Raw genomic sequence first — 19,277 nt, 5'->3', positions numbered from 1 at the left:
TTCTGAGTCGAACACATATTGATGAGTTCGGCTTTTTCTATATAATAATGGGAATGATTAGCTTGACTTGTGCACCATCATGAATATTTTCTAAATGCATCGTTCCATTATGAAGTTTCATGACGCGTTTTACGAAAGATAAACCAAGTCCATAGTGACTTTCTTGAGAGGATGTTCTTGCTTGGTCATCTTTATAGAAAAGATTTCCAGCATTCTGTAATATATTTTTTGAAAAAGTAGATTGATTATTCCATATGGTTAGAACTAATCGATTATTTTCTTGTGACATTGTTAGCTGGATCTTTGCATCATTATCTTTTTGATGTTGTATTGCATTATTAATAACATTTGTGATTGCTCGAAAAAATAAATTGGAATGAATAGCAATTTGTGTCGAAGAATTTACTGTGTTAGTAAAAACAAAATGTGTATTTCTCGGGAGTAAAGGTGTGATATATTCCTTCAATTGATGAGTTACTTGTTGAATCGATATATTTTCAAGTTGAATATCATGGTCGTAAAAGGTTTTGGAGTATTGGATGAAGTGGTTGAAATAATCGTTTAATTGAATACTTGCTTGCTCAAGATCTTTTAGACATTCCATTGTTTGAGGTGTTTGCTTGGTAGATTGTAGGAATTCAGCATTTCCTCTGATGACAGTTAGAGGGCTACGAAGATCATGTGCAGCGCTAGATACTTGAAACATGAGTTCTTTTTTTTGTTCTTTTTCATGTTCAATCCTATTTTTTATATCAGATTGCATTTTTTCGATTAGTTCATTTGTTTCAATGAATTCTTTAATCTGCAAATGGTGATGTTCATTTTTGGTGAAATATAGACCACTATGATAAACCATGTTCATTTCTTTTTGAATCTTGGTTAATAATTGTCTAATATTTATTACAATGATAAAAATCAAAATGATGCAAAGATAAATCCAAGAACTGACGCTAAAAAATAAAGCAAAGCGATTGGCATTTTTCTCATTAATTCCAGATACAGAAGATAGAAGAGCGGGGAGTATGTAAAAAAGTATCAGACACAGAAGAAATTGCCAAATGATTTTAAGGTAGGTACGCTTAATGAGTTGCTTGATTGTCAATTCTTTTTCCATTTGTATCCTCCTCCCCATACTGTTTTGATAGGATCAATTTGATGAGCCTTGAATTTTTGTCTAATTTGATAGATGTATTCAGTGATTGACCGTAGTTGAGCATCAGAGCTTACGGGATAGAGGTAATCGTAAAGTTCCTCTACGCTAAATATTCGGTTCTCATTTTTAGCTAAAAGATAAAGTAAATCAAACTCTCGCTTAGTTAATGAAATTCTCTTTGAATGATAATAAACTTCTTGACGATCTCGATAAAAAGTAATATCTGAATTCATTTCTTCTTTAGAGGCAGGGTGAGATCTTTCTTCTCTCCGAAGATGCATTTGAATTCTTGCAATCAATTCTTTAATGCTGAATGGTTTTGTAATGTAATCATCGGCTCCGGCTTGTATTCCTTTTAGTAAATCTTCTTCAAAATCTTTAGCGGTTAGAAATAAGATTGGAGTAGCAATTTGTGGACGAATGGAACGACAAATTTCTAAACCAGAAATAGGCATCATGACGTCAAGTAAAATTAGATCAAATCCAGTAAAGTCACAGATATTGATCTCCTCTATATTTTTACGAGTTTCTACGTGAAAGTTGTTTGCTTCTAATGCATTCCCTATTAATCGTAAGATTTTTTCATCATCGTCAATGGCTAAAATTTTATACTTCATAGTTCCTCCAATTATATGAGCATATTATAGCAAATATAGAATGTAATTTGTTGAAAATAAAAAAAATAATTATTCTGAGAATTTCCTGATTTTCTCCTGTTATACTTGCTCCAAGTGAAGGTGGAATTTCACTAAAAGTCAGAAGGGAAAAAGAATGAATGATAACAATTCAAAAGCTACATAAGGAATATAATAATAAAATTGTCCTTCAAAACGTCTCTTTCAAAGCTAAGAAAGGTGAGATTACTGGATTGATTGGACCGAATGGATCTGGAAAATCAACTTTAATCAGAATTTTACTTGGCTTAGAAAATAGTCAAATGGGAATGGCATTGATCGATGGCAAAAAATACTCTCAATTGGGAGATAATCCTTTTTGTATTGTTGGATCGTTCCTTGACAGTTGCCAACCTTATCCAACCAGAACAGGATTTCAGCATCTTCGGTGGATTGGGTTGGCTTGTGGGGTTGATAGAAATAGGTGCAAGGAATGTTTAAAGTTGGTGGGGTTAAGTGAAGCTAAAAATAAAAAGGTAAAAGACTATTCATTAGGAATGAAGCAACGTCTTGGGTTAGCAACAGCCTTATTAGCAAATCCTGACATCTTAATTTTAGATGAACCAATCAATGGACTAGATCCAGAAGGAATTCGCTGGGTACGTAATTTTTTGCAGTCTTTTGTCAATGAAGGTAAAACTGTATTAATGACAAGTCATTATATGAGTGAGTTAGAATTAACTGTAGATCATTTGGTTGGTATTTCTAATGGCAAAATTGTTATTGATGCTCCTACAAAAGACATTTTGAAAGAGTTTGGATCTTTTGAGGAAGCATATTTTAAGGCGCTCGAAGGGAAAGAAGGTGCATAATATGCTGAAGCGTTCCTTTTTTAGTGACGTTTATAAATATAGTAGTTTACCTACTTTTAAAGTTACTTTTTTTCTTATTTTGGGAGTCAGCATATTTTTTTCAATTCAAAATATCCAGGTGATAAATGCCTTAGTAGAAGGAAATGGACAGGCGGTTAACCTTGATCCATCTATGTTATCATCGAATCCAGTCTATACAGTCAGGGATGCTCTCTTATCCTCCCCCTACCAAGCAAGTGTTATTTTCTTACCAATCTTGGTTTCACTCGTTTATTCAACCCATTATCAATTTGGTGATGATTATTTTAGCCAGTTATTGATTCCTAACTGGAAAGTTCGTCTTACTGGGTTTATTGCAAGTTCGATTGTCCTATCGTTACTCTCTACTTTAATATTTTCTATAGTAAACGCTGTTATTTTATTCGTTTTTCTAGATTCAACTCTAAAGAATTTTTTAGAATTGACATTGTTTTTAGATGTCACGGTGAGAGTTATGATATTTGCAATCGTTCTTACTTTATTAGCTTTACTTTTCGTAATCGTAACGAAAAAATCAATGACCGCATTAATTGCAGACGTTTTATTATTGGTAATCACCTTATCAGGTATTCTAAGAGGAATTTCCTCTAAAATAGAAAATCTATTGCCTTTGATTGGAGCAAAGTCATTTGCATTTGGTCGAATTGAAGGGACTCAAACGAGCCAATTGTACGGCTTTACACTTTTAGTAGTAGAAGGGATCTTGTTCTTGGTGTTCATAATGGTTGTAGAAATGATTCGAATGAGGAGGAAGAATGGCAAGAATATTATTTAGTCTTATCGTCAAAAAATATAGTTTAAAACCTGTAAAGTACCAGATAGCTATACAGTCACTTTTGATAGGTTTTGTGTGTCTCTTCGGTGTGTTACCAGTTTCAATCAATGATACTGTTTTACAATTATCTATAAAGCAAGCTCTTGTTTTTACCTCAATGCTCTCTGTTAGTATAGGGTGTGTTAATGCATTTGTTGAGTTACAATCACACGAAACAAAACTAGTTTATTTGGTAAGTGGAAAAAGGATCTTAAGTTCAATTAGGATCCTGTTCGTAGAGTTATGTGATGTAGTACTACAATCAACCTTGTATTTCATTGTATTGCTTATATGGTTTCATTTTTTTAGTAGCGAAAAAGCTGTCAGTTTAGAAATTTTCAGCTTCTATTTGATTGGCTCCATCCAATACTTTTTGATTTCTTACTTTTTAAGTTATTTTTTCAAAAGTCCAATGGGGAGTTTAGCTATTTTATTGCTATTTCCTATTTTAGTACAACCATTCATAGAAAGAGTAGTGGAACCATTGACTAGTTACCTATTTTATAATATTGTTGCAGATACAATATTAGGGAGAGCTTCCAATCTGCAACTCTGTATTTACGTTATTGGACTGGTATGTTCACTTGGAGCAACTCTCTACTTCTTGGTAAGGAATCAAGAAGTTAAGTAGTAAATAAAAATGATACTGATGAGCAAACTTTTCTAATTTTGGGAGAGTGGGACAGAAATCGGTCATTCGTTAGAATTCGATTTCGTCGTCCCACCTCCGCACAGTTGACTAGGGCTGTAAAAGGTGATGAAGTCAGCGTAGTAGAGCCCACTCAACCACTGCGTCTTGCTCAACAATCCAAAAATAATTAAGAGGCTATGACTTTTGTCCCAGCCTCTTGTTACGTATTGCATGGTTTTAGAATAAAAGACAAGATTTTCGAAGTAATTGCGAGAGTCTTGTTTAGTTTTTATGCTAATGCGTGTCCAATTAATTAGATTGTAATTCGCTCATGTACCAATTTGATGGATCGTTCTGTAACCTGTTGTCTTCTCTCTTCATTCCTCATCTCAGAGAATTCTAATGATTTATGGTAAAATAAGGTCTATATATGTGAGGACAAAGAGATGATTAATCGAATTACAGATAACAAATTTAAACTAGTATCCAAATACCAACCGTCTGGGGACCAACCGCAGGCCATTGAACAGTTGGTGGATAACATCGAAGGTGGCGAAAAGGCCCAAATCTTGATGGGGGCAACTGGTACGGGGAAGACCTATACCATGAGCCAGGTCATTGCCCAGGTCAATAAGCCGACCTTGGTCATCGCCCACAATAAAACGCTGGCGGGACAGCTCTATGGGGAGTTCAAGGAATTCTTTCCAGAGAATGCGGTCGAGTATTTCGTATCTTACTACGATTACTACCAGCCAGAAGCCTATGTGCCATCGAGCGATACTTATATCGAGAAAGATAGCTCGGTCAATGATGAGATTGACAAGCTTCGTCACTCAGCAACCTCCGCTCTTTTAGAACGAAATGACGTCATTGTAGTCGCGTCTGTTTCATGTATCTATGGATTGGGTTCTCCCAAAGAATACTCGGATAGCGTGGTGAGCCTGCGCCCGGGTCTGGAGATTTCTCGTGATCGTTTGCTCAATGACTTGGTGGACATCCAGTTTGAACGCAATGATATTGACTTTCAACGGGGAAAATTCCGTGTCCGTGGAGATGTGGTCGAGATTTTCCCAGCTTCGCGTGATGAGCATGCCTTTCGAGTCGAGTTTTTCGGGGATGAGATCGAGCGGATTCGTGAGATTGAAGCTTTGACCGGCCAGGTTCTAGGAGATGTGGACCACTTAGCCATTTTCCCAGCCACTCACTTCGTGACCAATGACGACCATATGGAAGTGGCCATTGCCAAGATTCAGGCGGAACTAGAGGAGCAGTTAAAAATCTTTGAAAAAGAAGGCAAGCTCTTGGAAGCCCAACGCTTGAAACAACGGACTGAGTATGATATTGAAATGTTGCGAGAGATGGGCTACACCAATGGTGTCGAAAACTACTCTCGTCATATGGATGGCCGGAGTGAAGGAGAACCTCCTTACACCCTCCTTGACTTCTTCCCAGAAGATTTCCTCATCATGATCGATGAAAGTCACATGACCATGGGACAGATCAAGGGCATGTACAATGGAGACCGCTCGCGCAAGGAGATGTTGGTTAATTATGGTTTTCGTTTGCCGTCGGCCTTGGACAACCGACCACTGCGTCGTGAGGAGTTTGAAAGCCATGTCCACCAGATTGTCTATGTGTCAGCGACACCAGGTGACTATGAGATGGAACAAACCGATACCGTCATCGAGCAAATCATTCGTCCGACAGGTCTTCTAGATCCCAAGGTGGAAGTACGTCCGACCATGGGACAAATGGACGATCTCTTGGGTGAGATCAATGCGCGTGTAGAACGTGGAGAGCGGACCTTTGTCACCACCTTGACTAAGAAGATGGCAGAAGACTTGACCGACTACTTTAAGGAAATGGGTGTCAAGGTCAAATACATGCACTCGGATATTAAGACCTTGGAGCGGACGGAAATTATCCGTGATTTGCGTCTGGGCGTTTTTGATGTCTTGGTCGGTATCAACCTTCTTCGCGAAGGGATTGACGTACCAGAAGTCAGTCTAGTGGCCATTCTCGATGCAGATAAAGAAGGCTTCCTCCGTAATGAGCGTGGGCTTATCCAGACCATCGGGCGTGCAGCCCGTAATAGTGAGGGTCACGTGATCATGTATGCGGACACCATGACCCAGTCTATGCAACGTGCGATTGATGAAACAGCCCGTCGTCGTCAGATTCAGATGGCCTATAATGAAGAGCATGGCATTGTGCCACAAACCATTAAGAAGGAAATCCGAGATCTTATTTCTGTTACTAAGGCGGTGAGCAAGGAAGAAGACAAGGAAGTGGATATCACCAGTCTCAACCGCCAAGAGCGCAAGGAACTGGTCAAGAAACTGCAAGGTCAAATGCAAGAAGCCGTCGAAGTGCTTGATTTCGAGCTGGCAGCGCAAATTCGCGATATGATGTTGGAAGTCAAGGCCTTGGATTAGAAAGGATAAAGAGATTGAAGGTTATCATTAAAACAATGGAAACTCCTGAAGAGATAGAAGGAAAATCTCTCGTTCATTGGCAAACGTGGAGAGAGGCTTATGACGATCTTTTACCCGCGGATTTTCAGGAGACGATGACATTAGAAAAATGTCGATTCTTTAGTCAAAAATATCCAGAAAATACCTTGATTGCGATGGATGGAAAGAAGGTCGTTGGATTTATCAGCTATGGAAATTACCGTGATGAGACCATTCAAGCTGGTGAAATCATTGCCTTATATGTTTTAAAAGATTACTATGGAAAAGGTGTGAGTGAACAGTTAATGCATACTGCATTTGTTGCTCTCGATTATTTCTCTGAGATTTATTTATGGGTATTGAAAGAAAATAAGCGAGCTATTGCTTTCTATCAAAAAATGGGTTTTACTTTTGATGGCCAAGAAAAAATACTTAAACTTGGAAAACATGTTAAGGAATTGCGGATGATATGTTCTTCAAATAAAAATTCCTAAAGGACCTATCTATCAATCTTTGAACCATTATCAATTAATCAAGTAAAAAAATAAAAGAGATAGAATGAACCAAAGAGATGAAGGAGAAGACGAATGAAGATTTTAGTCATCAATGGACACCCGGATAAGGAAAGTTACTGTCAGGCTATTTTTCAAACCATTGTTGAAACTATTGACTTAAATCGCCACGAGCTTAAAGTGATCAGTCTCAATGAAGAGGATTTCGATCCTGTTCTTCGCTACGGCTATCGAAAGCGGATGGAGGAAGATCTCTTTATCCTTCGTTCTCAAGAATGGATCCAGTGGGCGGATCACCTGATCTTTGTCTATCCCATCTGGTGGAGTAGTATGCCTAGCCTTATGAAGGGCTGGATCGATCGAGTCTTTACACCGGGGATTGCCTACTCGGCCAATGATCAAGGAAGTTTCATATGGAATTACCTTAGAGGCAAGCAATTTAAGAAGTTGCTTAAAGGAAAAACCGCCAGTATTTATGCGACCTCCATGGCGCCTACTTGGTGGTACAAGATTTTTTCAGGCCCTCTCAACATTCCGGATAGTTATGGCATCTCTGTTTTGAAGAATGCCGTCTTGAACCATTGTGGGATCAAAACCAAGCGCGTGTGTATCTTGGGAGAGGTTGGACGGGATGTGAACACTGCTAGCATCCGGGAACAGCATCTCCAAAAGGTCGCAGAAGAAGTGAAGAAGCTTTGATCAGAGATGAGAGACTACTGATAAGTTAGTGTCTTTAGTTGTATTTTGAATAGGTTTTAGTTAAACTATTAATATAATTCATAAAACATAGGGATGATTCAATATGCTGCTTTTTATCTATATGATCTATGTCGTTCTTTCACTATCCAAAATGAAAAATGAAGGAAAAAGGGTCTCTATTTTTACTAAGGTGATTGTTTACGGCCTATTGATTCTCTCTTTGTTTATGTTCTATTTCAGATTTTTGGCATTTTTATTTAGCCCATTGCCATTTTTTGGCTTTCTAGCTGCTCTTGCTATTGGCGGTATGATGCTATCTCTTAAAATAGTTATTGCCCTTGCTTTGCTTTTGTTATCTCTTAGCCTATACTTAGATAGCAAAAAAAGTGATCCGGATACGCCTCTTGTTGATCATTGGTTACGATTGGGTGTTCATATTCTTTTGATCATTATTTAGGGCAAGAACTCTACTTTCAAGCCTGAATGTGGAGTTTTTTGTCCCTTGAGATTTGCAACCCACCAGAGATGGAAGTGAAAAATCTTAAATGAAGGTATCCATTCAATGCACATTGATGTAGTTATGGATTCGCTTTATAATATGGTTAGTTACAGCATTTCTAAATAAGGAGCCTTCTCTATGCTAAAGCAGTTAAATGGTTTTAAAAAGTTATATTTATTCTTCTTAGCTTTTTTCGTTATTGAAGTAATACTAGTTTTTTTGGGTCTATCATTTACCCCTCTACTTAGTTGTCTCTGGTTTGATTTCTTATTTTTAGTTCTTTTTTTCCATCTTTGGTCTATCTTTTATAAAAAGAGAGAGTTCAAGTTTTTTCATCTAATCTTACAATTTTTGAGTGTCATTCTAGCATTTTTCATTTGGTTCATTCTCCAAGTGTCTTTTACAGATTCAGCTAATACCATAATCCCTCCAATCCATCATAATTCGGAAATACGAGGGAATTATGTTGAAATCCCACATGGAGCGATCCCTATACGGAGTCGTGATTACTATGAACTGGTCAATCCCATCATCATGAAGCTAGAAGTGAAATACAGAGAAGATGGATGGTAAATCCATAGAAAGGAAATATATGTCACGTACAACGCCTACTATACTGTGCAATCTTTGCATGGTTGAAGATCTTGAAAATGGGAAAGTAGTCCTCCAATACCGCTCACCTGAAAAGACTCACTGGGCTGGCTATGCTTTTCCAGGTGGCCATATCGAAGAAGGAGAAAGCTTAGTAGAATCCGTCATTCGTGAGGTCTACGAAGAGACAGGACTGACAATTGCAGATCCAAAACTGGTCGCAGTCAAAGACTGGGAGCCAGATGAGGGAGGCCGCTATATTGTCTTTTGCTACAAGGCAACAAAATTCACCGGCCAGCTAAGATCGTCTGATGAGGGAGAAGTTTCTTGGGTTGAGAAGGACCAATTAGAAAAGTTGGACTTGTCCTACGACATGCTTCCTCTACTGGAAGTGATGGAAGACCCAGATTTATCCGAGTACTATTATCGAAAACGGACAGACGATGGCTGGGATAAATTAAGATTTTAAGCAAAGAGCTAGACCTATCTAGTTCTTTTTAGCTCTAAGGAACTGCCCCTTTTCTTGTATCTAGTCTTTAATTGTAGTATGATAGAGGAGTTGAAAAGATGGTAGAAAAGGTGGCAAATAGATGAAAGATTTTCACTTCGATGCGATTGCTGCATTTGAAAATTATGATATTAAAAAGATGAGAGATGGCCATGTCATTGTGACAACCAAAGTCGTTGAATCCTCTCTCAATTATTATGGAAATGCGCACGGTGGCTATCTCTTTACCTTGTGTGACCAGATTAGTGGCTTGGTCGTGATTTCTCAGGGAGTAGACGGGGTAACCTTGCAGTCTTCTATCAATTACTTGAAAGCAGGTGCTTTGGGGGATGTTCTGACCATTCACGGGGAATGTGTCCACAGTGGGCGGACGACTCGAGTTGTAGATGTCGATATTACGAATCAAGACGGTACCAATGTCTGCAAGGCAACCTTTACCATGTTTGTTACGGGGGTGAGAGATGAATCCGCGCAAGTACGCATTTAAAAACTATATTTTTGATTTTTATGGAACCTTGGTCGATATCGAAACCGATGAGTCAAGTCCAGTCTTATGGGATACCATGGCTCAGATCTACCAATCCTACGGGGTAAGTTACACAGGAGAAGGTCTGCGCCTGCGTTATAGAGAGTTGGTGCAACAAGCCGAAGAAGACTTGGCTAAGGAAAAACAAGTTGCCTATCCTGAGATTGATCTGACGGTCATTTTTGTGCAATTGTATTTAGAAAGTCATCCAAGTGGAAACAGTGTTGCCCACCTCAAAGAGTGGGGACGTTTGATTTCACGGACTTTCCGTGTCCTTTCTCGCAAACGATTGGAGCTTTATCCTCACACGAAAGAAGTATTAGAGGATATGAAAGCTGCAGGTTGCCGGATCTATCTCTTATCCAATGCCCAAGCAGATTTTACCAATCCTGAGATTGATTTAGTAGGCTTGAGAGAACTTTTCCACGCCATTTACTTGTCATCAGATGCAGGGATTCGCAAACCTCAGCCAGAGTTCCTCTTGGAAGTCATCAAAGAACACCAGTTGAACCCTGAGAAAACAGTCATGGTGGGGAATGACTTTACAACAGATGTCGCTGTCGCCCAAAGTATCGGGATGGAGAGTATCTTGATCAATACCTTCCCATACTCTGAAGCTGAACTGCGCGAGAAGAGTCAAGCAGGCGTGCGCGTGATTCAAGACATTCAAGAATTGCAAGAAGTTTGAAAGATATTATCTATGTAAGGAGGCCAAGTCGCCTCCTTTTTATACAGTCGAGCAGGATTTGTCAAATGTTCGCTTTCATGGTATACTATGGGAGTTAATTTTTCTAAGGAGATTGAAATGAATAACTTACCAAACTGTCCAAAATGTAACTCTGAATATGTCTATGAAGATGGAGCACTCTTGGTTTGCCCAGAGTGTGCTTATGAATGGAACCCAGCTGAAGTCGTAGAAGAAGAAGGTGTCGTAGCCATCGACGCAAATGGGAATAAATTGGCTGATGGCGATACCGTGACCTTGATCAAAGACTTAAAAGTCAAGGGGGCACCAAAAGATTTGAAACAAGGAACGCGCGTGAAAAACATCCGTATCGTCGAAGGCGACCACAATATCGATTGTAAGATTGATGGCTTTGGCGCAATGAAACTCAAATCAGAATTTGTAAAGAAAATCTAAGGATAAGAAGAAGGGCCCAGCCCTTTTCTTTCAGGAGAATACTATGAAATTCAAACTATTGTTTAGCTATCGTTTTCTATTGTTTATCTTGAGTGTCATCGGCGTTTATCTGCAACTGACCAAGCATGGTGGTTTTGGGATGATGCTTTATTACACTATTTTGTCCAACATGTTGGTCATGTTCTTCATGGGAGACATGGTCTGGCGCATGCTTCGGGGTCGATCAACCCAGACCCAAGGTTACCTTCGCATAAAGGGGGCGGTCACCATGTCCATTATGATCACCTGTGTCATCTACCACTTTATGCTAGCTCCCATCGCGACACCTGAGAAGTTTTACCGCTTGGAAAACTTCCTCTGTCACTATATTGTTCCCTTGATGTTCTTCTTTGACACTCTAGTGATTGATAAGCCCAAGCAATACCGTAAGCTGGATCCTTTGGCTTGGACCTTGCTTCCTGTAGCTTATATGCTTTTTGCTCTTCTCAATGGTTTGGTTCTTAAGTGGCCGATTCCAGGTGCTAAAGATAGTCCCTTTGCCTATTTCTTTATCAATGTCAATAAATACGGCTGGGCTTTTGTGGGCAAATGGGTGGTGATCATCTTTATCGCCTACCTTTTAGCGGGCTATGTGCTCTATGGGATCAAAAATATCAAGCGAAAATCGTCTGTTTCTTAGTAAAAACCGAACGTTCTTTCATGTAAAAGTGCAGTTTTTAAATTTTTTTGAAAAAAATTGCGTTTTTTCTTGCATGTCGTTTGAAACTGTGATATAGTTATCTCAATTAAATAAATCCTTTAATCCTGTCCCGTGAGGCAGGCAAGGAGACTGTGAAAAACAATGGCTAGGACCATAGGGCGAGACTCTATCCTCTTAGACCATTCATTTGCTGAACCTCCTTGAAAAAGGAGGTTTTTCTTTTACCACTAAGGAGGACTGAATGAAAACCAAAGAAGTCGTTGATGATTTGACGATGAAGCGGGCCATTACCCGCATCACCTACGAAATCATTGAACGAAACAAAGATTTAAGCCAGATTGTGCTGGTGGGGATCAAGACGCGCGGTGTTTACATTGCTCGCCGGATCCAAGAACGCCTCTCTCAGCTGGAGCAAATTGATGTTCCTGTTGCAGAACTCGATACCAAGCCTTTCCGAGATGATATGAAGGCAACAGAAGATACGACAGTGTTACCAGTTGATATCGCTCACAGAGAGGTCATCTTGATCGATGATGTCCTCTATACAGGTCGCACGATTCGCGCTGCCATTGACAATCTGGTCAGTCACGGTCGTCCTGCTCGAGTAAGTCTTGCGGTTCTAGTCGACCGTGGGCATCGGGAGTTACCGATTCGTCCAGACTTTGTTGGGAAAAATATCCCGACAAGTAAGTCAGAAGAAATCATTGTCGAGATGGTGGAGCTAGACGGTCAAGACCGCGTCCTCATCAAAGAAGCTAATTAATTTGTAACCATCTACATCCAAACTAAAAGGAGAATCATCATGTCTGAAAATCAAATCGCTCTTAAAAACCTTGTCTCAATGGAAACTCTTACCAACGAAGAAGTAATGGCTTTGATCAAGCGTGGGATTGAGTTCAAAAACGGAGCTAAAGTAGCCTACGAAGACCAACATATCGTCTCAAACCTTTTCTTTGAATCTTCAACTCGTACCCATAAAGCCTTTGAAGTAGCAGAGTTGAAATTGGGATGTGATCTCCTTGACTTTGATGTGAAGACAAGCTCTGTAAACAAAGGGGAAACACTCTACGATACCATCTTGACCATGTCTGCTCTTGGAGTTGATGTCTGTGTCATCCGTCACCCTGAAGTGGACTACTACAAAGAATTAGTGGAAAGTCCAACCATTACAGCTTCAATTGTCAATGGTGGGGATGGTTCAGGTCAGCATCCAAGCCAAAGCTTGCTAGATTTGATGACCATCTATCAAGAATTTGGTCACTTTGATGGCTTGAAAGTTTGTATCGCTGGAGATTTGGACCACTCACGTGTGGCAAAATCTAACATGCAAATCTTGAAACGTTTAGGAGCAACGCTTTACTTCGCTGGTCCAGACGAATGGAGAAGTGAAGAATTTGAAGAGTATGGAACCTTTGTCACTATCGATGAAGTGATTGAAGAAGTAGATGTGATGATGTTCTTGCGTGTGCAGCACGAACGTCATGATTACGAATCACTCTTCTCTAAAGAAAACTACCACCGTCTTCATGGTTTGACACAAGAACGTTATGACCGTATGAAAGATACTGCGATCTTGATGCACCCAGCACCAGTCAACCGTGACGTTGAAATTGCGGACCACTTGGTAGAAGCTCCTAAATCACGCATCGTAGAACAAATGACCAATGGTGTCTTTGTCCGTATGGCTATCATTGAAGCCGTCCTTAAAGGTCGCGAAGCAAAATAAGATAACTGATAATCCATTGAAAGGAAAGAAAGAGGACAGAGTAGATCGCTACATGGAATCTGACTTTCCTTTTTTTGAGGAACTGTGATAAAATTGGATTAGTGTAAAAGAAGGGAGGGGTTCGATGAAACGATTATTGGTCCTAGAGGATGGGACTGTATTTGAAGGAGAAGCCTTTGGTGCAGATCTATATGTGACTGGAGAGTTGGTCTTTACCACAGCCATGACAGGTTATCAAGAATTGCTCACGGATCAGGCTTTTAGTGGCCAGATTCTCTCCTTTAGCTTCCCGGTTATTGGCGCAGCAGGGATCAATCGGGATGATTCTGAATCCATTACACCCACTTGTTTAGCAGTAGTGGTTCAGCATTTGGTGGAGATGCCGAGCAATTGGCGGCAGCAGATGACCTTGGATGAGTTCTTAAAGCGAAAAAAAATCCCAGGTATTGTAGGGATTAATACCCGCCAGGTTGCAAAAATTGTCCGCAAGTATGGACGGATGAAAGCGACTGTGATTAACAAGGGGGATTCGATCGAGCATATCTTGGATCAGTTGCGAGCGACAGTCCTTCCAAAAGACCAAGTACGTCAAGTCTCGACCAAAACAGCCTATGCTGTACCTGGTTTTGGAAAGAGTATTGCCTTGATTGATCTAGGGGTCAAGCACTCTGTCTTACGCCAGCTGAGTCAAAGGGACTGTAATGTGACAGTTTATCCCTATGATATCTCATATTTTGAGCTGATGGAGCAACAACCAGATGGGGTGATTTTATCCAGTGGGCCAGGCGATCCCCGTCAGGTGAAAAAACTCTGCCGCTTGATCAAAAAAATAAATGGTCAAATTCCGATCTGGGGCATGGGCTTGGGAGCACAGGTGTTAGCTCAAGCTTATGGAGCAGAACTAGCCCCTATGGAAGTTGGTCACTTCGGATTGAATATTCCTGTTCGTGAAATAGCAACAGGAAAAATTGAGTTGACCAGCCAAAATCACTTGTATAGTATTAGACGAAATAGTCTGCCCCATGATTTATTGGTCACACATGAAAATGTCAATGACCATAGTATTGAAGCTTTTCGTCATCGTTACCAACCAATTTTAGGGGTTCAATTCCAAGTAGATGCTAGTCCAGGTCCAAGAGAAAATCTCTATTTTTACGATGAATTTTTAGAGTTGATTGATGCCAAAATTCACGAAAGTAGAAGGGAGAAGGAATGATGAAACAAAACCAGAAATTGCTTCTCCTGTGTGGAGATTCTTATCAGGATATTAGCCTCTTGGCTGCGGTAAATGAAGCACAAAAACTCAATGCCAAGGATGGGAATGCTCTTGTCCTTTACTTGGGCGAAGAAAATGCTATCACCCAAGAAGCTGCAGATATAGTTGTAGTTAGTAAGCTCAAGCTGGATGCTCTTAGGACGACTCTTCTTTCTTATACTGGATCTCGCTTGCTCTTAGCTTTCGCGGACAAACAGATTTTGAATCTCTTGTTTCGTTTGGAAGAAACTGGATTTTTCAAAGATGCATCGATCATGATTGTCGGACCAAGCCTCCAACGCTACCGTAGCTTTTATCAGCAGGCAGATCAACGACGTCTCTTTCAAGAGCTGGGCTATCAGGTACCGGCTTCGGCACTGGTGAGCTCAGTTCGAGAAGCTATCGAGTTTTCTGAAGGCATTCAATTTCCTATTATGATCTGGCCCGTAGCGAGTAAGCAAGGGCAAGGGCGAAAGATTGCTCATAATCTGGATGATCTGTGCGAAGCTGTAGAAATGGGACTTTCGGTTTCTCCAAGTCAGCAGTGTTTGCTGGAGTTTTCGACCTATGGCTTTAAGGAACTGGATTTTGTAGTCATGCGGGATCGTGAAGACAATCACTACTTGGCGGCCTCTATTGAAAGCATTGATCCTGTCGGGATCCACTCCAGTGACTCTTACCAATTCATGCCAGCGATCACTCTGACTGACCGGGAGTTTCAAAATCTTCGTGAAGCTGCTATTCATATCTGTCGGTATCTGAAGTTGACAGGAGCCATCTCCATTAAGTTTGCCTTGGATCCGATGAGCTATGCCTTCTACATCTTAGAGGTTAATCCATTTGCTTCAGATAGTATCTCGATGGCCTCTATGGGATTGGGCTATTCCTTGTTTGAGCAAGGCGTGCAGCTACAATTTGGGCGCTCTCTCGAGCATTTGCCTCACCCCTTATTACAGGATCTAAAGGCCGTCTATGAACCGAGTTTGGACTATATATTCTTTAAGATCCCGATTTTTTCAGATACTGCACAGAATGCTCGTCTCAATACCCAAATTCACTCTTATGGGGCAGTTTATGGATTTGGAAAGAGGATCGATGAAGCTTACCAACAGGCCTTAGAAACCATTAAAGATAAAAAACTGCTGACTGTCTTTCCTGAAGAAATGAGCGATGATGAATTAATTCAGAAAATTGCTCGTCATATGCCCCATCGGCTCTTCTATATCTTAGAGGCTCTGAAACGTGGTTTTGAGTTTGAGGAACTCTTGGATTTAAGTAAATTATCCCCTATTTATTTGCAGGTCTTGGCCAATCTTGTAGCGATGGAAAAAGCAGCAGAAGTTGCAACAAGCCCAGCCTTTCTTCCGGTTGAGCCATCAGCTGGCTTATATGAGGTCAAAGCAGGAGCAGCCTATTATCTGACCCAAAATGGGACCAATGAATCATTCGGTTTGGATGCTGCGTGTGTCTTGGTGGATGATCTAGAAATTCGGGACCCGAGTTTTTACCAAAAGGTACGAAAGAAGGGACAAGAGTTAAAAGAAAAAGGACAACAGGTGATCTTAGTCACCAATCGTCCTTTTACAGAATCTTTGGCAGATAAAGTCTATTATCTTCCTATCAATGAGACAAGCCTTAACTTAATTCAGTCCATTGATCAGGTAAAAGATATTGTCAAGCTTTCTAACCTACAATAAAGGATCCGGACAATCTATCCGAATCCTTTTTGTTTCTTATTTTTTGGTCACAATACCGATAATGGTATCAACAGCGCGTTCCATGGTTTGGAGGCTAACGTATTCAAAGCGACCGTGCATATTTTCTCCACCGGCAAAGATGTTTGGTGTAGGAATTCCCATAAAGGAAATTTTAGACCCATCTGTACCACCGCGGATCGGTTCAATGATTGGAGTGATGCCAAGATCTTCCATGACTTCCTTAGCAAGGGTAATCGGCGTCATATCTTTTTCAATCACTTGCTTCATGTTGTAGTACTGATCTTTGAGGGTGAGGAGAACGCGTTCGCTACCGAGTTCTGCATTCATCTGATCCGCAATAGATGTCATGAGGTCTTTGCGTTTCTCAAAGCTTTCAGTTTCAAAGTCCCGAATGATGTAACTGGCACTTGCTTCCTCAACAGTTCCTTCAATGTTCATCAAGTGGTAGAAGCCTTCATAGCCTTCGGTTAATTCAGGACGTGCTCCTTCAGGTAGTTTGTTATGGAAATCAATGGCCAATTGAAGGGCATTGATCATTTGACCTTTAGCTGTACCTGGGTGGACATTGCGTCCTTTGAAGGTGATTTCAGCTCCAGCTGCTGAGAAGGTTTCGTATTGAAGCTCCCCAAGAGGACCGCCATCAACCGTATAAGCAAAGTCTACATCAAAATCTTCTGCATCAAATTGATCTGCTCCGACGCCGATTTCTTCATCTGGACCAAAGCCGACACGGATCTCCCCGTGTTTGATTTCAGGATGCGCTGTCAGATATTCGATAGCCGTCATAATTTCAGCTATACCAGATTTATCATCTGCTCCCAGAAGAGTAGTACCGTCCGTCGTGATCAAGGTTTGTCCCTTGTAGTTGTTCAAATGAGCAAAATCAGCTGGATCCAGTGTGAAACCAGAGTCCCCAAGGGCAATGACACCCCCATCATAATTCTCAACGATTTGTGGATTGACATTTTCTGCATTGAAGTCAGCAGTGTCCATGTGAGAGATAAATCCAATCTTGCGCGTAAAGCTTGGATCATTAGCTGGAAGCGTTCCAATGGCATAGCCATTTGGTAGGTAGTAGACATTTTCAAGACCCACGCGTGTCATCTCAGGGATCAAGACCTTGGTTGCAAAATCAACTTGTGATTGGGTACTTGGAGTGGTTGTAGAGTTTTCGTCTGAACGTGTGTTGACCTTTACATAGGTAATAAAACGGTCCAAAAGATTTGCGTATTTCATAATTATTCTCCTTTTTCAGTTTCAATTAATTTGTGAATAGCATGGGCCACGCCATCCTCATCATTAGCCAAGGTGATGAAGTCAGCTATTTCCTTGACAGCAGCATTGCCATTTCCCATAGCGACGCTATAGCCAGCAAAACGAAGCATTTCAAGGTCATTATTAGCATCTCCAAGAGCCATAACCTGGTCTCGACTGTAGCCTAAAGTTTGGCTTAATGCTTGAAGAGCAGATGCCTTGCTCGCACCTTTAGGAAGGATTTCAAATAGGATATTCTGTGAACGAACAGTGTTAAAATCAGCTTCTAATGCAGCCTCGTGCTGAGCTTGAAAGACATCAATAGCAGAAGGAGCTCCTACATACATAGCTTGAAAAATAGGAACAAGGTTGGGTAGATCCTCTTCTGAGACAGGTGTCGGTTTACTATTTACGATGCCGGCATCCATCGTAACCAGTTCACTGGCTTCAGGTGCGACCACTAGGTAGTGATCCATGTCAAATAAGGTCAGCTGGACGCCTGAATCTTTCGTCAAAACATGCAACCGGTGCATGTCCTCAAGGCTTAATTCTTCCTTGCCAATGATTTCCCAATTCTGAGTAGACAAGGTTGTACAGCCGTTATTGATAATCATATAGTAGTTGCCATCCGGAAGACCAATCTCTTCAAAGATGGGACGGACACCCGTTAAGGGACGTCCCGTACAGATCACAATATCATAGCCAGCTTCATGGGCCTTGTGAAGAGCTTCGATATTGCCTTTAGACAGCGACTTATCTTCATGCAAGAGAGTACCGTCCAGGTCAATCGCGATTAATTGAATCATTTGGTCTCCTCCAAATCGAGAGGAACAAAGCCATCAATCACTTTTCCAATCACCCCAGGTTCCTCATCTAGTGGAATAATCTGATCACTATATTTCTTATTGAGGGAAACGAGTCGTACCCCGTTGGCCTCACGAAAGACACGTTTGATCAAAGTTTGCCCATCAAAATCAATGGCATAAATAGCCCCTGCCTGATCGTAGTAGGTTTGCTTGATTAGCACAACAGCTCCCTTTTCATATTTGGGCTCAAGGGAGTCCGTATGAATCCAAAAAGCCAAATCGTAAGGAATCTTTTGATCAAACCAAACGATATCAGCTTGCTTCTGATTTTGATATGCTGCAAAAGAATCATAGACAGAATAAGAGTGGTATTGCTTTTCAATTTTCTGTCTTTCTTTTTGATGGGTCAAGAGACTCTTTCCATAAGAAAGAAAATTTTCTTGATTTCCTTCATCGAGCTGTTTATACAATCGTTCGATTTCTGAATCAATGACCACAAAATCATTGCGCAATCGAGGGTCAATTTCAGAAACTGCTACCTGGAAAAAGGCTGCAATCTTCTCTAAATTTTCAGGAACGGGAAGAGAAGTTCCTTTTACATATCCAGTCAAGGTACTGGCAGGGATTCCAGTAATACGAGATAATTCGATTTGTTTTTTCCCTTGTTCTTTCAGTAATTCTCTGATTTTTTCCGATATAATCCGTAATGCCTCTTTGTCTTGAGGGCTTGCTTTTCCACGGCCTCTAGCCAACGTACTCACCTCCT

21 protein-coding genes are annotated in these 19,277 nt (G+C 40.6%); 16 read left to right on the top strand and 5 right to left on the bottom strand.

Annotated features, from left to right (window positions below; all coding sequences use genetic code 11):
* Window positions 1–37 precede the first annotated feature (37 nt).
* Window positions 38–1,114, bottom strand: coding sequence for a sensor histidine kinase (locus tag HMPREF9186_RS01935; RefSeq protein ID WP_009731140.1), 1,077 nt, complete (start codon window positions 1,112–1,114; stop codon window positions 38–40).
* Window positions 1,099–1,770: a response regulator transcription factor gene (locus HMPREF9186_RS01930; protein WP_009731139.1), complete on the bottom strand. Its 672-nt coding sequence runs from the start codon at window positions 1,768–1,770 to the stop codon at window positions 1,099–1,101. Before HMPREF9186_RS01930 ends, HMPREF9186_RS01935 begins: the two co-directional genes overlap by 16 nt.
* A 158-nt stretch (window positions 1,771–1,928) precedes the next feature.
* Between HMPREF9186_RS01930 and HMPREF9186_RS01925 the strand changes: the two genes are divergently transcribed.
* The 16 genes from HMPREF9186_RS01925 to HMPREF9186_RS01845 all read left to right on the top strand — a co-directional run bounded on the left by HMPREF9186_RS01925 (window position 1,929) and on the right by HMPREF9186_RS01845 (window position 16,430).
* Entirely contained in the window at window positions 1,929–2,639 is a 711-nt protein-coding gene (locus HMPREF9186_RS01925; protein WP_009731138.1) for an ABC transporter ATP-binding protein, read from the top strand.
* Between the two features lies 1 nt (window position 2,640).
* Window positions 2,641–3,453, top strand: a complete 813-nt coding sequence (locus HMPREF9186_RS01920) for a hypothetical protein (RefSeq protein ID WP_009731137.1) — start codon at window positions 2,641–2,643, stop codon at window positions 3,451–3,453.
* A complete protein-coding gene (locus tag HMPREF9186_RS01915) occupies window positions 3,434–4,123 on the top strand; it encodes a hypothetical protein (protein WP_009731136.1) in 690 nt (229 codons plus the stop codon). Before HMPREF9186_RS01920 ends, HMPREF9186_RS01915 begins: the two co-directional genes overlap by 20 nt.
* A gap of 446 nt (window positions 4,124–4,569) precedes the next feature.
* Window positions 4,570–6,558 carry an excinuclease ABC subunit UvrB gene (gene uvrB, locus HMPREF9186_RS01910; protein ID WP_009731135.1) on the top strand — a complete coding sequence of 663 codons (1,989 nt, stop codon included), beginning with the start codon at window positions 4,570–4,572 and terminating at the stop codon, window positions 6,556–6,558.
* A gap of 14 nt (window positions 6,559–6,572) precedes the next feature.
* Complete coding sequence (locus HMPREF9186_RS01905) at window positions 6,573–7,070, top strand: GNAT family N-acetyltransferase (RefSeq protein ID WP_009731134.1); 498 nt, start codon at window positions 6,573–6,575, stop codon at window positions 7,068–7,070.
* A gap of 93 nt (window positions 7,071–7,163) precedes the next feature.
* The gene (locus tag HMPREF9186_RS01900; RefSeq protein ID WP_009731133.1) at window positions 7,164–7,787 is read left to right on the top strand and encodes an NAD(P)H-dependent oxidoreductase; all 624 of its coding nucleotides are present in this window, start codon (window positions 7,164–7,166) and stop codon (window positions 7,785–7,787) included.
* A gap of 103 nt (window positions 7,788–7,890) precedes the next feature.
* Window positions 7,891–8,244 carry a hypothetical protein gene (locus HMPREF9186_RS01895; protein ID WP_009731132.1) on the top strand — a complete coding sequence of 118 codons (354 nt, stop codon included), beginning with the start codon at window positions 7,891–7,893 and terminating at the stop codon, window positions 8,242–8,244.
* Window positions 8,245–8,878: 634 nt separating this feature from the next.
* Window positions 8,879–9,346, top strand: coding sequence for an 8-oxo-dGTP diphosphatase (locus HMPREF9186_RS01885; protein WP_009731130.1), 468 nt, complete (start codon window positions 8,879–8,881; stop codon window positions 9,344–9,346).
* A gap of 121 nt (window positions 9,347–9,467) precedes the next feature.
* Window positions 9,468–9,872: a PaaI family thioesterase gene (locus tag HMPREF9186_RS01880; RefSeq protein ID WP_009731129.1), complete on the top strand. Its 405-nt coding sequence runs from the start codon at window positions 9,468–9,470 to the stop codon at window positions 9,870–9,872.
* The gene (locus tag HMPREF9186_RS01875; RefSeq protein ID WP_009731128.1) at window positions 9,847–10,599 is read left to right on the top strand and encodes an HAD family hydrolase; all 753 of its coding nucleotides are present in this window, start codon (window positions 9,847–9,849) and stop codon (window positions 10,597–10,599) included. The genes HMPREF9186_RS01880 and HMPREF9186_RS01875 overlap by 26 nt, the downstream gene beginning before the upstream one ends.
* A 117-nt stretch (window positions 10,600–10,716) precedes the next feature.
* Window positions 10,717–11,052, top strand: a complete 336-nt coding sequence (locus tag HMPREF9186_RS01870; protein WP_009731127.1) for a zinc ribbon domain-containing protein YjdM — start codon at window positions 10,717–10,719, stop codon at window positions 11,050–11,052.
* A 43-nt stretch (window positions 11,053–11,095) separates the two neighbouring features.
* Window positions 11,096–11,731: a Pr6Pr family membrane protein gene (locus tag HMPREF9186_RS01865; protein WP_009731126.1), complete on the top strand. Its 636-nt coding sequence runs from the start codon at window positions 11,096–11,098 to the stop codon at window positions 11,729–11,731.
* 262 nt (window positions 11,732–11,993) lie between these two features.
* On the top strand, window positions 11,994–12,515 hold the full coding sequence (pyrR, locus tag HMPREF9186_RS01860; protein WP_009731125.1) for a bifunctional pyr operon transcriptional regulator/uracil phosphoribosyltransferase PyrR: 522 nt from the start codon (window positions 11,994–11,996) through the stop codon (window positions 12,513–12,515).
* Between the two features lie 39 nt (window positions 12,516–12,554).
* Complete coding sequence (locus tag HMPREF9186_RS01855; protein WP_009731124.1) at window positions 12,555–13,478, top strand: aspartate carbamoyltransferase catalytic subunit; 924 nt, start codon at window positions 12,555–12,557, stop codon at window positions 13,476–13,478.
* A 124-nt stretch (window positions 13,479–13,602) separates the two neighbouring features.
* The gene (locus HMPREF9186_RS01850) at window positions 13,603–14,694 is read left to right on the top strand and encodes a carbamoyl phosphate synthase small subunit (RefSeq protein ID WP_009731123.1); all 1,092 of its coding nucleotides are present in this window, start codon (window positions 13,603–13,605) and stop codon (window positions 14,692–14,694) included.
* The gene (locus tag HMPREF9186_RS01845; protein WP_037613872.1) at window positions 14,691–16,430 is read left to right on the top strand and encodes an ATP-binding protein; all 1,740 of its coding nucleotides are present in this window, start codon (window positions 14,691–14,693) and stop codon (window positions 16,428–16,430) included. Before HMPREF9186_RS01850 ends, HMPREF9186_RS01845 begins: the two co-directional genes overlap by 4 nt.
* Window positions 16,431–16,466: 36 nt before the next feature.
* Here HMPREF9186_RS01845 and pepT read toward each other — a convergent pair whose 3' ends face one another.
* Genes pepT through HMPREF9186_RS01830 form a run of 3 tightly spaced genes read right to left on the bottom strand, consistent with a single transcriptional unit; the run spans window position 16,467 to window position 19,263 of the window.
* Entirely contained in the window at window positions 16,467–17,687 is a 1,221-nt protein-coding gene (gene pepT, locus HMPREF9186_RS01840; RefSeq protein WP_009731121.1) for a peptidase T, read from the bottom strand.
* Window positions 17,688–17,689: 2 nt separating this feature from the next.
* Window positions 17,690–18,511 (bottom strand): Cof-type HAD-IIB family hydrolase, encoded by an 822-nt coding sequence (locus tag HMPREF9186_RS01835; RefSeq protein ID WP_009731120.1) that lies wholly within the window; start codon window positions 18,509–18,511, stop codon window positions 17,690–17,692.
* On the bottom strand, window positions 18,508–19,263 hold the full coding sequence (locus tag HMPREF9186_RS01830; protein ID WP_009731119.1) for a LexA family transcriptional regulator: 756 nt from the start codon (window positions 19,261–19,263) through the stop codon (window positions 18,508–18,510). The genes HMPREF9186_RS01835 and HMPREF9186_RS01830 overlap by 4 nt, the downstream gene beginning before the upstream one ends.
* Window positions 19,264–19,277: the final 14 nt, after the last annotated feature.

The organism is Streptococcus sp. F0442, from assembly GCF_000314795.2.
Classification (GTDB): Bacteria; Bacillota; Bacilli; order Lactobacillales; family Streptococcaceae; genus Streptococcus.
Note: the sequence above shows the minus strand (reverse complement) of the source record. Positions and strands in the feature narration are given on the sequence as shown.

Coding starts and splice junctions, on each gene's coding strand:
- HMPREF9186_RS01850 (WP_009731123.1), top strand. CDS start 13,603: ATGAAACGATTATTGGTCCTAGAGGATGGGACTGTATTTGAAGGAGAA.
- HMPREF9186_RS01885 (WP_009731130.1), top strand. CDS start 8,879: ATGTCACGTACAACGCCTACTATACTGTGCAATCTTTGCATGGTTGAA.
- HMPREF9186_RS01880 (WP_009731129.1), top strand. CDS start 9,468: ATGAAAGATTTTCACTTCGATGCGATTGCTGCATTTGAAAATTATGAT.
- HMPREF9186_RS01930 (WP_009731139.1), bottom strand. CDS start 1,770: ATGAAGTATAAAATTTTAGCCATTGACGATGATGAAAAAATCTTACGA.
- HMPREF9186_RS01870 (WP_009731127.1), top strand. CDS start 10,717: ATGAATAACTTACCAAACTGTCCAAAATGTAACTCTGAATATGTCTAT.
- HMPREF9186_RS01865 (WP_009731126.1), top strand. CDS start 11,096: ATGAAATTCAAACTATTGTTTAGCTATCGTTTTCTATTGTTTATCTTG.
- pyrR (WP_009731125.1), top strand. CDS start 11,994: ATGAAAACCAAAGAAGTCGTTGATGATTTGACGATGAAGCGGGCCATT.
- HMPREF9186_RS01875 (WP_009731128.1), top strand. CDS start 9,847: ATGAATCCGCGCAAGTACGCATTTAAAAACTATATTTTTGATTTTTAT.
- HMPREF9186_RS01835 (WP_009731120.1), bottom strand. CDS start 18,511: ATGATTCAATTAATCGCGATTGACCTGGACGGTACTCTCTTGCATGAA.
- HMPREF9186_RS01935 (WP_009731140.1), bottom strand. CDS start 1,114: ATGGAAAAAGAATTGACAATCAAGCAACTCATTAAGCGTACCTACCTT.
- uvrB (WP_009731135.1), top strand. CDS start 4,570: ATGATTAATCGAATTACAGATAACAAATTTAAACTAGTATCCAAATAC.
- pepT (WP_009731121.1), bottom strand. CDS start 17,687: ATGAAATACGCAAATCTTTTGGACCGTTTTATTACCTATGTAAAGGTC.
- HMPREF9186_RS01925 (WP_009731138.1), top strand. CDS start 1,929: ATGATAACAATTCAAAAGCTACATAAGGAATATAATAATAAAATTGTC.
- HMPREF9186_RS01855 (WP_009731124.1), top strand. CDS start 12,555: ATGTCTGAAAATCAAATCGCTCTTAAAAACCTTGTCTCAATGGAAACT.
- HMPREF9186_RS01895 (WP_009731132.1), top strand. CDS start 7,891: ATGCTGCTTTTTATCTATATGATCTATGTCGTTCTTTCACTATCCAAA.
- HMPREF9186_RS01920 (WP_009731137.1), top strand. CDS start 2,641: ATGCTGAAGCGTTCCTTTTTTAGTGACGTTTATAAATATAGTAGTTTA.
- HMPREF9186_RS01915 (WP_009731136.1), top strand. CDS start 3,434: ATGGCAAGAATATTATTTAGTCTTATCGTCAAAAAATATAGTTTAAAA.
- HMPREF9186_RS01845 (WP_037613872.1), top strand. CDS start 14,691: ATGATGAAACAAAACCAGAAATTGCTTCTCCTGTGTGGAGATTCTTAT.
- HMPREF9186_RS01900 (WP_009731133.1), top strand. CDS start 7,164: ATGAAGATTTTAGTCATCAATGGACACCCGGATAAGGAAAGTTACTGT.